This is a genomic window from Roseivivax sp. CAU 1761 (genome assembly GCF_054482755.1).
This window is the reverse complement of record NZ_JBTLRM010000002.1, coordinates 224794-237350: the sequence shown is the minus strand read 5'-3', so window position 1 is coordinate 237350 and position 12557 is coordinate 224794. Positions and strand designations below refer to the sequence as shown.

Here is a 12557-nt window from a genome sequence, read left to right as displayed (position 1 = left end):
CGGCCCGCGGCGAAGGCGGGCCACATCGCGGTCGACGCGGTGGCCTCCGCCGAACTGATCTCTTGCCAGCCCGGTCGCCCTGCCCACACTACCGTCGCATCATGCCGCGCGGCTGACCGCGCGGCCCAGCACAAGGATACCGGCGATGAAGATCACCCGCTCCGGCAGCACGCCCTCCAAGGCCGGGCCCGCCGACTATTTCACCGGGACCGTGCGGATCGACCCGCTGTTCCAGATGGACGCTCCGGGACGGACCGGCGGCGTGCATGTCACCTTTGAGCCCGGGGCGCGCACCGCCTGGCACACCCATCCGGCCGGCCAGACCATCCTCATCACCTTCGGCCGCGGCCGGGTGCAGCGCGAGGGCGGCCCGGTCGAGGAGGTCCGCCAGGGCGACGTCGTGGTGTTCCCGGCCGAGGTCCGGCATTGGCACGGCGCGGCGCCGGACACCGCGATGAGCCACATCGCGATCCAGGAGAGCATCGACGGCACGCCGGTGACCTGGCTGGAGAAGGTGTCCGACGCCGACTACAACGGCTGAGCCGGGGACACCGGCACGGAGCGCATGCCGCCGCGCCCGTTCGGGCAGCGACGGTCGGGTTCGGTGTCCTCCTTGCGCGAGGTCCTGCGCGTCTCCCGGCAGCCCGATCAGCGTCCGGCAGCCGTCCCCTGCTTTCCGTCTTGCGGCGTCGTGCCGGCCGGATGACATGCCGCGCCGGCGGCAGGATCGTCGCCACCTGAAAGCCCGGCGGGGCGGGGCGGTCCCCGCGATCGCCATGCGGCTGCCGACCTGCCGCGGGCGGCATGTCGCCCGCGGGGCGCCGCGCATCGCAGCCGGGCGGGACTGCCGATCTCGGCCAGAGGCCCGCGGGCACGGCGACAAGGGCGTCGTCATGGGGCCGCCGGGGCCAGCCCGTGCCCGCCGCCCAGCCTCAGATCAGCAGGCGGCCGGGCCAGCGGCCGGCGGCAACCTCCGCCGTTACGCTGTCGGTGAGCACGTCGCGCATATAGGCCATGGCGCGCGACACCGGGGTGTCGTTGCGCAGGCAGAGATACATCGTCCTGGTGATCGTGCGATCGGCCACCGGGCGGCCGACGACGTCGGGGGCATAGGCGCCGTAGCGCAGGTTCGCCCGGGTTCCGAGCCCCAGACCGAGCCCGGCATTGACGAACAGGACCGCCGCCGCGACGTTCTGCGAGAACAGCCCGGCATGGTGCTCCAGCCGCTTCTGCACGTCCACGTCGTCGGCCATCGGCCGGCCGCGCGGACCGCGCCGCGGCAGCACGAAACGCCGCGACAGGAAATCGTCCAGCGTCATCGGCGCCTTCGGCTCGCCGATCACGTCGCGGCGGCCGATGCAGATCATCTCCTCCTCGAGCAGCGGGGTCAGCGACAGGCGGCTGTCGCGGGGCGGGTTGAAGGCCACGGCGAGGTCGGTATCGGCTGCCAGCAGCCCGTCGATGGTGGCGCCCGAGACGCTCTCGGCCAGTTCCACCTGCAGGCCGGGATGCTCCTCCAGCACCCGCCGCATCAAGGTCACCCCGAAGGCGGTGACCGCCGAGAAGGCAAGCCCCAGCACGATGCGCCCGGTCAGCCGGTCCGGAGTGTCGCGCATGTCGCTCTCGGCGCTGGCGATGGCGCGCAGGATCGCCACCGCGTGGTCGTGGAACTTCTGCCCCGCCGGGGTCGGCACCACGCCGCGGCGCGAGCGGTCGAACAGCGTCACGCCGAGCCGGTGCTCGAGATTGGCGAGGTGATGGGCAACCACCGAAGGCGCGCAGCGCTCCAGATCGGCGGCGCCGGTGATGCTGCCGGATTCATAGAGGGCGTTGAAGAGGCGCAGCTGACGCGGATCCATGGATGATCTCTACTTTGTCGAGATCATCCCCTCAATCGTTATAATTTATCGCGGCCTCCTTGGCGGCTATGACAGGGCGCAACGGAGGAGACGCAGATGACAGACGAGTTCCGGCCCCTCGCGGGCATCCGCGTGGTCGAGATGAGCCACATGATCATGGGCCCGTCCTGCGGCATGTTCCTGGGCTATCTCGGCGCCGAGGTGATCAAGGTCGAACCGCCCCAAGGCGACAAGACCCGCAGCCTGACCGGCATGGGCAAGCCGATGTTCCCGCTCTTCAACCGCGGCAAGCGCTCGGTCACCATCGACGTGAAGACCGAAGCCGGCCGCGCCGCGCTGCTGCGCCTGCTCGAGACCGCCGACGTCTTCGTGGAGAACTTCCGCGACAGCGCGCTGGTCAAGGCGGGCGTCGACGCCGCGACGCTGCGGGCGAAGTTCCCGAAACTGATCTTCGCCGCCGGCAAGGGGTTCCTCTCGGGTCCCTATCAGAACCGCACCGCGCTCGACGAGGTGGTGCAGATGATGACCGGCCTCGCTTACATGACCGGGCCGACGGGCCGCCCGCTGCGCGTCGGCTCCTCGGCCAACGACATCATGGGCGGGCTCTTCGCCGCCTTCTCGGTGGTGGCGGCGCTCCTGGAGCGGCGCGACAGCGGCACCGGGCGCGAAATCCGCGTGGGTCTCTTCGAGAACTGTCTGCTGCTGGTCGCCCAGCACATGGTGCAGTTCGAACTGGAGGGCAGGAACCCGCCGCCGATGCCCGAGCGCGATTTCTCCTGGCCGGTCTACGACATCTTCACCGACCGCGACGGCCGGCAGATCTTCGTCGGCGCCGTGACCGAGGGGCAATGGGCCACGATCTGCCGCCTTTTGGGCCTCGACGCGCTGCTCGACGACCCGAAGCTGCAGACCCGGATGGAGCAGATCGAGGCGCGGGACTGGACCATCCCGCTGGTCGCCGAGAAGATCGCAGAGCGCCGCTTCGGCGACCTCGCGCCCGAGTTCGAGGCCGCCGGTCTGCCCTTCTCGCCCATCGCCAAGCCCTGCGACATGTACGAGGACGCGCATGTCATGCGCCCCGGCGGACTGGCCGCCTCGGCCTATGGCGAGACCTCGTTCCGCGCCCCCGGCCTGCCCTTCGAGATCGACGGCGCGATGATCGCCGGCGGCGGCGACGTGCCGGAGATCGGGCAGGACAATGCCGACATCCTCGGCGCTCTGGGGTTCGAGCCCGAGGAGATCGAGGCGCTGTCGGGCCGCCGGGCGGAGGCCGCGTGATGGAGGCCCGCACCCTCTACCCCGCGGACCGCGTGGTGCTGCGCGAGGTCGGCCTGCGCGACGGGCTGCAGCTCACCAAGGGCTTTCCCGACACCGACCAGAAGCGCGCATGGCTCCGCGCCGAACACGCCGCGGGGGTGCGGCATTTCGAGCTCGGCTCCTTCCTGCCGGCCAAGCGCTTCCCGCAATTCGCCGACCTGCGCGAGATGATCGCGGCCACCGCCGCCCTGCCCGGCGCCTTCTCCACCGCGCTGACGCTGAACGAGCGCGGCGTGGCCGATGCGCTGGAGACCGAGGTCGACGAGATCATCTTCGTGCTCTCGGCGACCGAGAGCCACAGCCGCGCCAACACCAACCGCAGCCGCGCCGAGGCGGTGGAGATGCTGGCCCGCATCGACGCGCAGCGCCGCGCCCACCCGAAGCCGCCGGTGCTGACCGCCGGCATCGCCATGTCCTTCGGCTGCTCGTTCGAGGGCGCGGTGGACCCGGCGGCGGTGCTGCGCCTGGCCGAGGACTGCGCCCGCGCCGGCGCCGACGTGATCGCGCTGGCCGACACGGTGGGCTTCGGCGGCCCGCGGCAGGTGGCGGATCTGGCCGACGGATTGCGCGCCGCGCTCGACCCCGCCCTGCCGGTGGCGATGCATTTCCACGACACCCGCGGGCTGGCGCTGGCCAATTGCGCCGCCGCGCTCGACCACGGCATCCGGGTGCTCGACGGCAGCCTTGGCGGCCTCGGCGGCTGTCCCTTCGCCCCCGGCGCCACCGGCAACGCGGTCTTCGAGGACATGGCCTTCCTGTGCGAGACCATGGGCTTCGAGACCGGCATCGACGTGGCCCGGCTGGACGAGGCGCGCGCGGTGCTGGAAACCGTCCTGCCGGACGAGCCGCTGCACGGCGCGCTGGCGCGGGCCGGCCTGCCGAGGGTGCTGGACCCCGTCTGACGAACACGACACACATCCGGTCAATTCAAGGAGGAGAGAATATGACCACTCTGAACACCCTGTCCGGGGCCGCCCTGCTCGCGCTTGTCGCCGGCGGGGCCGTCGCGCAGGACTACACCATGCGGCTGAGCCACCAGTTCCCGCCGACGCACCACACCGCCGAACGCATGATGCAGTTCGAGAAGGACGTCGAGGCCGAGACCGACGGCCAGGTCGACGTGCAGATCTTCGGCGCCGCGCAGCTCTTCAGCCCGACCCAGCACCACGCCGCCGTGGCCTCGGGCGAGATCGAATCCGCGATCATCCTGAACCTGCAATGGGGCGGCACCGTGCCCGAGATGGCAGTGACGTTGATCCCCTACCTGATGACCTCTCCCGAGGCGCAGAAGAGCTTCATCGGCTCCGAGGCCTCGGCCATGCTCGACGAGAAGATGCGCGCCGTCGGCGTCGAGAACATCGGCTGGATCGTCGACACCAACGACCTGATCTTCACCTCCGCCAACGCGCCGCTGGAGACCCCCGCCGATTTCGAGGGCATCAAGATCCGCGGCCTCACCCCGCTCTTCAACGAGGGGCTGGAAGCGCTCGGCGCGACGCCGGTCAACATGCCCGGCTCCGAGACCTACCAGGCGCTGCAGACCGGCGTGATCGATGCCGGCGTGACCGGCGTCGCCGCCGCCTTCAGCCGCAAGTTCTACGAGGTGCAGAAGTTCGGCACCGCGACGCCGATGTTCCTCGCCTTCGACAACCTCGTGGTGAACCCGGCCTGGTGGGAGGGCCTGCCCGAGGACGTGCGCGCCGGCATCCAGCGCGCCGCCGACAAGGCCGTCGAGGAATCGATCATCACCCGCGACAGCATCGACCCGGCCGCCATCGAGGACCTCACCGGCGCCGGCATGGATGCCCGCGTGCTGACCGACGAGCAGGTCGCGGCGCTGCGTGACGTGATGCAGCCGGCGGTCCGCGAGGCCTTCGTGGCCGAGACCGGCGCCGACGGCGAGAAGCTCCTCGAGCTTCTGGGCGCCAACTGATGGCGGGGCCGACCCCGCGCGCGGACGCCGCCGCCGAGGAGGCGGTGCGCGCCGCCTTCCCGGCCTGGCTCATCCTCGCCGAGCGCGCGGTCGGCCTGATCGCACGGGCAGCCTTCGGGCTGGCCGTGCTGCTCGTTCTGATGGATCTGTGCCTGCTCGGCCTCTCCGTCACCGCGCGCTACCTGCTGAACGCGCCGATCGTCTGGAGCGACGAGATCGTGGCGCTGTCGCTCACCGCGATCACCATGCTGGCGGCGCCCAAGGTGCTGATGGACCGCGGCCACATCGAGGTCGACATCCTAACCTCGGCGGCGCGCGGCCGCCTCGCGCTGGCGATCCGGCTCTGGGGCTCTGCCGCCGTGGCCGCGGTGGCGCTGCTCTTGATTTTCAACGGCTGGAAGACCGCGATGTTCTCGCGGATGATCCGGCTGCTGACCGAGGGCTATCTCGAACTGCCGCTCTGGATGCTGCAGCTGCTGCTGCCCGTGGGCGGCGCGCTGCTCCTGCCGGTGGTGGCGCTGCAGGTCGCCCAGACGCTGGCGCTCTGGCGCCGCCTGCCCGCATCCGACCCGCAAGCCGACGAGGCCCGCCCGTGATCATCATCGCCATTCTCGCCACGCTGCTGGTGCTGCTTTTCACCGGGGTGCCGATCTTCGCCGGCCTCACCCTCTATGGCGGCGCGCTGCTGCTAATCACCCAGGGCGGCTTCGGCTCGATCTCCGACATCATCTTCCACGAGGTGAACCGCTACCTGCTGGTGGCGATCCCGCTGTTTGCCTTCATGGCCAACGTCATGATCCGCGGCCGGGTGGTCGACGACCTTTACGACGCCGCCTACACCTTCACCCGGCACCTGCCCGGCGGGCTGGCGGTGGCGACGATCCTCGCCTGCACGGTCTTCGCGGCGATCTCGGGCTCCTCGGTGGCGACCGCGATGACCATCGGCGCGGTGGCGATCCCGCAGATGCTGCGCTTCGGCTACGACGAGCGGCTGGCCTATGGCGTGGTCGCCGCCGGCGGCACGCTGGGCATCCTGATCCCGCCTTCGGGGCCGATGATCCTTTACGGCGTGACCACCGACACCTCGATCGGCGGGCTGTTCATGGCCGGCATGATCCCCGGCGCCATGCTGGCCGGCATCTTCATCCTCTGGGCGGTGATCCGCACCGCCACCGCCGGCACCATGACGCGCGAGCGCATGGCACGCCCCGCCGAGATGCTGGCGGCGATCCGCAAGTCCTTCTGGGCGGTGCTGATGCCGGTCTTCGTGCTGGGCGGCATGTATGCCGGCATCTTCACCGCCACCGAGGCCGCCGCCGCCGGCGCCTGGCTGGCGCTCGCCATCACCACCTTCATCTACCGCTCGATCGGCTGGCGCGACGTCTGGGACTCGGCCGCCGAGGCCGCGAAGATGTCGGGGATGCTGTTCATGATCCTCGCCGGCGCCACCGTCTTCAGCCACGTCCTGACCAAGATGCGCATCCCGCAACAGCTGGTGGAGACGCTGGTCGCCGCCGATCTCGGCACGCTGGGCTTCGTGCTGGTGATGATGGTGATGATCCTGATCCTCGGCATGTTCCTGGAATCCGTGGCGATCATCCTGATCACCGCGCCGGTGATCCTGCCGGCGATGATGCATCTGGGCATCGATCCGATCTGGTACGGCGTGCTCTTGGTGGTGAACCTCGAGATGGCGATGATCACCCCGCCGGTGGGGATGAACCTCTTCACGCTGAAGGCGATCACCGGGGCGCCGATGTCCCGCATCGTCGCCGGCTCGGCGCCCTACGTGGTGCTGATGCTGGGGATGCTGGGGCTCCTGATCGCGATGCCGCAGATCGCCCTCTGGCTGCCCTCGAAGCTGTTCTGACCGCGCCCGCGCCCCGGTCCGGGGCGCGGGGTCAGCCCCCCGCCATCAGGTCCTCGAAGGACAGGACCCGCCCGGCGATGGCGCTCGCCACCACCGTGGGCGGGCTCGCCAGCCAGGTCTTGCCGGGCCCGCCGCGGCCGGGGAAGTTGCGGTTGATGGCCGAGATCGTCACCTGCTCGGGCCGCGTCGAGACGCCCGGCCCGCACTGGCCGCAGGCGCCGCAGGCGGGGCCGAGAAGCTCCGCGCCGATGGCCTCGAAGGTCTCCAGGTAGCCCATCTCCCGGCAGTAGTCGCGCACCTGCACGGTGCCGCATTGCAGGTAGAGCGTGACCCCCGGCGCGACCCGCCTTCCGTGCTCCAGCGCCCATTTGGCGACGCGGTGATACTGGTCGAAATCGGCGCGCTTGCCGGCGGTGCAGGAGCCGCCATAGGCGATGTCGGGGCGGATCTCCTCGTCCAGATCCGCGAGCGCCACGCCGTTGCCGGGATCGCCCGGCCGGGCCAGCATCGGACCGATAGCCGAACAGTCGAGCGTGATCGTCGCGGCATAGGACGCGCCCGGATCCGAGCGCATCCAGTCCTCCAGCACGACCTCGATGCCGCGCCGCTCCTTGAGGAAGCGCACCGTTTCCGCGTCGGGCCCGCAGAGGCCGGTCAGCCCGCCGAGCTCGGCCACCATGTTGGTCAGCGTCGCGCGCTCGTCGATGGACATGGCGTCGATCACCGGGCCGGCGAATTCGAAGATCTTGCCGAGGCCGCCGCCCTCCCGGATGACGTCGGTGGCCAGCAGGGTCAGCACGATGTCCTTGGCGGTGACGCCGGCGGGTTGTGCGCCCTCGAGCCGGACCAGCAGCCCATCGGCCATGGTCAGCCGGATCGCCCCGGTCATGAAGGCATTGGCCATGTCGGTGGTGCCGACCCCGTAGGCAAAGCAGCCGACGGCACCCGAATGCGGCGTGTGGCTGTCGGTGCCGACGACGATGCGGCCGGGCAGCGCGTAGCTCTCGGCCATCATGGCGTGGGAGATGCCCTCCGACCCCTCCTCGCCGACGAGGTAGCCGTGATCCTTCAGCCCGTAGGCCTTCGCGAAGTCGCGATGCGCCTGGCTGAGCGCGCGGACCTGCGGCAAGAGCCCCATGTTGACATGGGTGGGCGAGCGGTGGGCGTAGGAATTGTGGTCCTCGAACAGGATGATCTTTTCCGGCTCGTGCAGGCGCAGTGGCCGGCCGAAGCGTTCGTGCAGCATGTGCGCCGCCATGCCGGTGTAATATTCGTGGATGAAGCGGAAATCGGCCCGCACGAAGCCGCCGGTGCCGGGCGCCATGTCCCAGTCGAGCCCGTCGACGTCGAGCGCGAAGCGCGCCACGATCTTCTGCGCCAGCGTCAGCGGGCCTTCGGGGCTCCGCTGCAGCGGCTTGGCGTCGCGCAGGTAGTCCTGCCCGTAGGCCAGGAGCCCGCCGGCGCGCAGAACCGCCTGCGCCAGCGGGTCGCGGTCCGCCACCAGCTCGTCGAGGGAAATCTCCTCGCCGGCACGGATGCGCGCGACGAGGCCGAGATCGGTCGAGGTGAAGAGGCCGAGATTGTCGCAGTTCTGCCGGTAGATGCGCTCGAAGCTCTCGGCGATGACGAGGCGGATGCCGGCGCTCTTCTCCGCCAGCGGCGAATGCTCGCGCGAGGATCCCTTGCCGTAGCGCTTGCCCCCGACGAGGACCGCGAAGCCGTCGGCCTTGAGCGCGCCTTCTCCGATGGGGCGCTCCTCGCCGAACGTCGTGCCGGTATGGGCGTACTGCCCGAGCCGCGCATCGAAGTTCAGGATCACCGGCAGCGGCGTGATCTCGTCGGTGGAGATGTCGCCGCGCAGCGCTCCGGCCTCGGCAAGCCCGAGATCCTCCCCGGCGATCTGCCGGGCCACCGCGCCTGGCGCGGTGCCGAGGATCAGCATGCGTCCGTCAAACTTCATTCCGCCATCTCCTTCGCGTCGCGCAGCCAGACCACGTGCGACAGGCGCTCGGCCCGGGCCCGCGCCCGGTCCTCGGCGCCCATCGCCGCCGCCCGCCGGGTCAGCGCGTCCTCGCGCGCGGCCAGTTCCTCGGCCATCGCCAGCACCTCCTGCGTCACCGCCGCCGGGATCACCACCGCGCCGTCGCCATCGCCCAGCACCATGTCGCCGGGCGTCACCAGCAGAGTGTCGCCCTCCGGCCCCGGCAACGCCACCGGCAGATCCCAGGCCGCGATCTCCACCCGCCGCGCGCCGTTGGCCGGGATCGCGCCCGCGGCATGGACCGGCAGCGCCGCCGCGACCTCCGCGCGGTCGCGCACCAGACCGTCGGTGACGCAGCCGGCGACCGCCATGCCGGCCAGTTCGTCGGCCAAAAGCCCGCCCAGCACCGCGCCGCCGCGGAAGCCGCCGGTGGCCAGCACCAGCACGCCCCCCGCCGCCGCCAGCCCCGGCAGGGCGTAGAGCGGCCGGAGCGCGCCCGCGGCCGCGCCATTGCGCGTCGCCACCCGGCGCTCGGCCCGGACGCAGATGGCGGGCCCGCAGAAGGCGCGCGCCGGCCCGATGGCGGCAAGCCGCGGATCGAGGGTCTGGGCCGGGAACCCGGCCTCGTCGAGCACGTCGCTTACCACCGCGGTGCCGACCGCGCAGAACCGCTCTGCTAGGCTCATCGCGGCACCTCCCCCAGAAGCAGGTCCGGCAGCCCGGTCGACAGCACTGGCAGCAGAGTCAGCGCCACCAGCACCAGCAGCGCCACCACCACGAAGGGCAGCACCCCGCGGGTGCCCTCGGCGATGGAGATCTGGCCGATCTGGCTGGCGATGGCGAGCACGATGCCGATGGGCGGCGTCACCAGCCCGATGCAGAGGTTGACCGTCACCACCACCCCGAAATGGATCGGGTCGACCCCCAGCTCCTGGCTGATCGGGAAGAGCACCGGCAGCAGCATGACCTTGGCGGCGTTGACCTCCATCACCATGCCGACGACCAGCAGCACCGCGTTGACCATCAGCAGGAAGGCCAGCGGCGAGGCGATCCACGACTGGATCCAGCCGCCGAAGGCTTCCGGCGCGTGCACCCAGGCCAGCATCCAGGCAAAGAGCGAGGCCCCGGCGAGGATCAGCATCACCGCCGCGGTCAGCATCGCGGCCGAGGTCACCGAGTCCCAGAACACCCGCCAGGTCAGCTCCCGGTAGACCAGCCCGGAGACCAGCAGCGCGTAGGCCACCAGCACCACCGAGGCCTCGGTCACGGTGAACAGCGCCGAGAGGATCCCGGCGAGCAGCAGGAAGGGCATGGCGATGGCCGGCAGCGCGGTGACGAACTTGCGCCAGAGCTCCGACAGGCCCACCGGCGCCTGCACCGGGAAGTGATTGCGCCGCGCCACGAACCAGGCCGCGGCCATCAGCGCCACGACCCAGAGCACGCCCGGCACCACCCCGGCGACGAACATCCTGAGCACCGACTGGTCGGTGATGTAGGCGTAGATGATCCAGGCGATGGAGGGCGGGATCAGCGGCGAGATCGGCGAGGACGCGGCGGTGATGCCGACCGAGTAGGCCGCCGGGTAGCCGGCCTTTCTCATCGCCGGGATGAAGGTGCCGCCGATCGCCGAGGTATCGGCCACCGCGGAGCCCGAGATGCCGCCGAACATCACCGAGGACAGCACGTTGGAGATCGCCAGCCCGCCGGTGAAGCGCCCGACCAGCGCATTGGCGAAGTCGATCAGCCGGTCCGAGACGCCGCCGCGCGACATCAGCGCGCCGGCCAGCAGGAAGGCCGGGATCGCCATGAGCGAGAACTTGTCCATGCCGGCGAACAGCCGCTGCGGCGCGATCACCGGGTTGGCGCCGCCATGCACGAAGATCGCCGCCATCGAGCCCGCGACGATGGCGATGCCGAGCGGCACGCCGATGACGATGCAGAAGGCGATGACGCCGATCAGCACGGCGGCGAGAAGCGCGAGCTCCATGCCTCAGGCCTCCGCCGGCGCGGCGCGGCCCAGCCGCGTCAGCAGCAGGATCGCCGCCATCAGCGCCGCGCCCACCGGGATCGCGAGATAGGGCAGCGACATCTTCACGCCGAGCCCGGTGGAGGTCTGGCGCCCGCCGATGCCGACCAGCAGCCAGCCGTAATGCACCAGCAGCCCGCAGACGGTGAGCGTGACGGTGTCGCGCAGCAGGTCGACGGCGCGGCGCGGCCCGGGCGGAAGCAGGACGACGAAGATGTCGATGCTGATATGGCCGTTGCGTTCGATCAGCACCGCCGAGCCCAGCATGGTCAGCGCCACCAGCAGGTAACGCGCCAGCTCCTCGGCCCAGACCGTCGGCGCGCCGATCACGAAGCGGGCGACGACCTGCACCGCGATGGCCGAGATCATCGCCAGCATCAGAAGGTTGGCGAGCAGTCCGGCCGCGGCGGCCAGGACCCGGCCCGCGCGGGCAATGCCTTGCATGTCACACCTCTCTCAGGGCGGGGGTCCGGGCCCCGCGGGCCCGGCAAAACGGCGGGGTGAGCCGCGCCGCGGCCCTCCCCGGCGCTTGCATCACTCGACGGCTTGGATCTTCTCGACCCACGGCGCGAGGTCGGGGAACTGCTCCGCCATCGGCTCCAGCCTGGCGCGGAAGGACACCAGATCGGGCTCGACGAAGGTCACGCCCAGCCGCTCGAGCTCGGCCCGGTGGGCTTCGGCCTCGGCCTGTTCCTGCTCGGTGCCCCAGTGCAGCGCCGCCCGGCCCTGCTCCAGCAACAGCGCCTGCTCGGCCTCGGAAAAGGACTGGAACTTGGCGTCGTCGAAGACGAAGCTGTAGGCGCCGTAGACGTGGTCGGTGACGATCACGTACTCCGCCGCCTCGTGGTATTTCGAGCGCAGATGCGCCGAGAGCGGGTTCTCCACCGCGTCGATGATGCCCGATTGCAGGCCGGTATAGACCTCCGAGGACGACATCGGCGTCGGCGCCGCGCCCAGCGTCTCCCAGGTGACGCGGAAGACGTCGATGTTGGGAACGCGGATCTTGAGCCCGGCCAGATCCTCTACCGACCCGATCTCGCTCTTCGAGGCCATCTGCCGCGCGCCCCGGGCGCCGGGGCCGACGAGGCGGAACCCGGTGCGGCCGGCGATCTCGTCGAAGAGCTCCTCGCCCACGGGGCCGTTATAGACGGCGTCGAAATGCGCCGCGTCGCGCAACAGGTAGGGGTAGCTCTCGATCGCCGCCAGCGGGTCGTAGGCGTTGAGCGAGGCGACCACGGTCATCACCACGTCGTTGGTGCCGATGGTCAGCGCCTCCAGCGTCTCGCGCACCGTGCCGGTGGTGCCCGAGAGCGCCAGCTCGATCCGAATGTCGCCGTCCGAGGCCTCGGCCACGCCCTCGGCAAAGCGCTGCGCCGCCTGCCCCCAGATCGTCTCGGGCGTCTCGACCGAGGCCAGCTGCAGCACCGTCTCGGCCGGGGCCGCGCCCCCATCAGGGCCGCAAGCGCGGTGCCGGCGGCCAGTCGTTTCCATGACTTCGTCATCAGGTTCCTCCCTCAAGTCGGCCCGTCTCCCTGTCGGGCTGTCTACCTATTATACCAAAAGACAGGTAG

General features: G+C 70.7%; 12 protein-coding genes. 6 read left to right on the top strand and 6 right to left on the bottom strand.

Annotated features, from left to right (window positions below):
• The first annotated feature begins 145 nt into the window (after positions 1 to 145).
• Positions 146 to 541: a (R)-mandelonitrile lyase gene (locus ACXYMW_RS02875; RefSeq protein WP_459033782.1), complete on the top strand. Its 396-nt coding sequence runs from the start codon at positions 146 to 148 to the stop codon at positions 539 to 541.
• A 391-nt stretch (positions 542 to 932) separates the two neighbouring features.
• On the opposite strand, the gene ACXYMW_RS02870 is transcribed toward ACXYMW_RS02875, so the two are convergent.
• A complete protein-coding gene (locus tag ACXYMW_RS02870; protein ID WP_459033781.1) occupies positions 933 to 1859 on the bottom strand; it encodes a LysR family transcriptional regulator in 927 nt (308 codons plus the stop codon).
• Between the two features lie 96 nt (positions 1860 to 1955).
• Between ACXYMW_RS02870 and ACXYMW_RS02865 the strand changes: the two genes are divergently transcribed.
• Genes ACXYMW_RS02865 through ACXYMW_RS02845 form a run of 5 tightly spaced genes read left to right on the top strand, consistent with a single transcriptional unit; the run spans position 1956 to position 6979 of the window.
• On the top strand, positions 1956 to 3137 hold the full coding sequence (locus tag ACXYMW_RS02865; protein ID WP_459033780.1) for a CaiB/BaiF CoA transferase family protein: 1182 nt from the start codon (positions 1956 to 1958) through the stop codon (positions 3135 to 3137).
• Positions 3137 to 4078 carry a beta/alpha barrel domain-containing protein gene (locus ACXYMW_RS02860; protein ID WP_459033779.1) on the top strand — a complete coding sequence of 314 codons (942 nt, stop codon included), beginning with the start codon at positions 3137 to 3139 and terminating at the stop codon, positions 4076 to 4078. The genes ACXYMW_RS02865 and ACXYMW_RS02860 overlap by 1 nt, the downstream gene beginning before the upstream one ends.
• Positions 4079 to 4119: 41 nt before the next feature.
• Positions 4120 to 5109 carry a TRAP transporter substrate-binding protein DctP gene (gene dctP, locus ACXYMW_RS02855; protein ID WP_459033778.1) on the top strand — a complete coding sequence of 330 codons (990 nt, stop codon included), beginning with the start codon at positions 4120 to 4122 and terminating at the stop codon, positions 5107 to 5109.
• A complete protein-coding gene (locus tag ACXYMW_RS02850; protein ID WP_459033777.1) occupies positions 5109 to 5705 on the top strand; it encodes a TRAP transporter small permease in 597 nt (198 codons plus the stop codon). The genes dctP and ACXYMW_RS02850 overlap by 1 nt, the downstream gene beginning before the upstream one ends.
• Entirely contained in the window at positions 5702 to 6979 is a 1278-nt protein-coding gene (locus ACXYMW_RS02845) for a TRAP transporter large permease (RefSeq protein WP_459033776.1), read from the top strand. Before ACXYMW_RS02850 ends, ACXYMW_RS02845 begins: the two co-directional genes overlap by 4 nt.
• A 31-nt stretch (positions 6980 to 7010) precedes the next feature.
• On the opposite strand, the gene ACXYMW_RS02840 is transcribed toward ACXYMW_RS02845, so the two are convergent.
• From ACXYMW_RS02840 to ACXYMW_RS02820, 5 genes are all read right to left on the bottom strand, one after another.
• Complete coding sequence (locus ACXYMW_RS02840) at positions 7011 to 8939, bottom strand: aconitase family protein (protein WP_459033775.1); 1929 nt, start codon at positions 8937 to 8939, stop codon at positions 7011 to 7013.
• Positions 8936 to 9646, bottom strand: a complete 711-nt coding sequence (locus ACXYMW_RS02835) for an RraA family protein (protein ID WP_459033774.1) — start codon at positions 9644 to 9646, stop codon at positions 8936 to 8938. Before ACXYMW_RS02835 ends, ACXYMW_RS02840 begins: the two co-directional genes overlap by 4 nt.
• Entirely contained in the window at positions 9643 to 10947 is a 1305-nt protein-coding gene (locus ACXYMW_RS02830; protein WP_459033773.1) for a TRAP transporter large permease, read from the bottom strand. Before ACXYMW_RS02830 ends, ACXYMW_RS02835 begins: the two co-directional genes overlap by 4 nt.
• A gap of 3 nt (positions 10948 to 10950) precedes the next feature.
• Complete coding sequence (locus ACXYMW_RS02825; RefSeq protein WP_459033772.1) at positions 10951 to 11430, bottom strand: TRAP transporter small permease; 480 nt, start codon at positions 11428 to 11430, stop codon at positions 10951 to 10953.
• A 90-nt stretch (positions 11431 to 11520) separates the two neighbouring features.
• A complete protein-coding gene (locus ACXYMW_RS02820) occupies positions 11521 to 12477 on the bottom strand; it encodes a TRAP transporter substrate-binding protein (RefSeq protein WP_459033771.1) in 957 nt (318 codons plus the stop codon).
• Between the last annotated feature and the right edge of the window lie 80 nt (positions 12478 to 12557).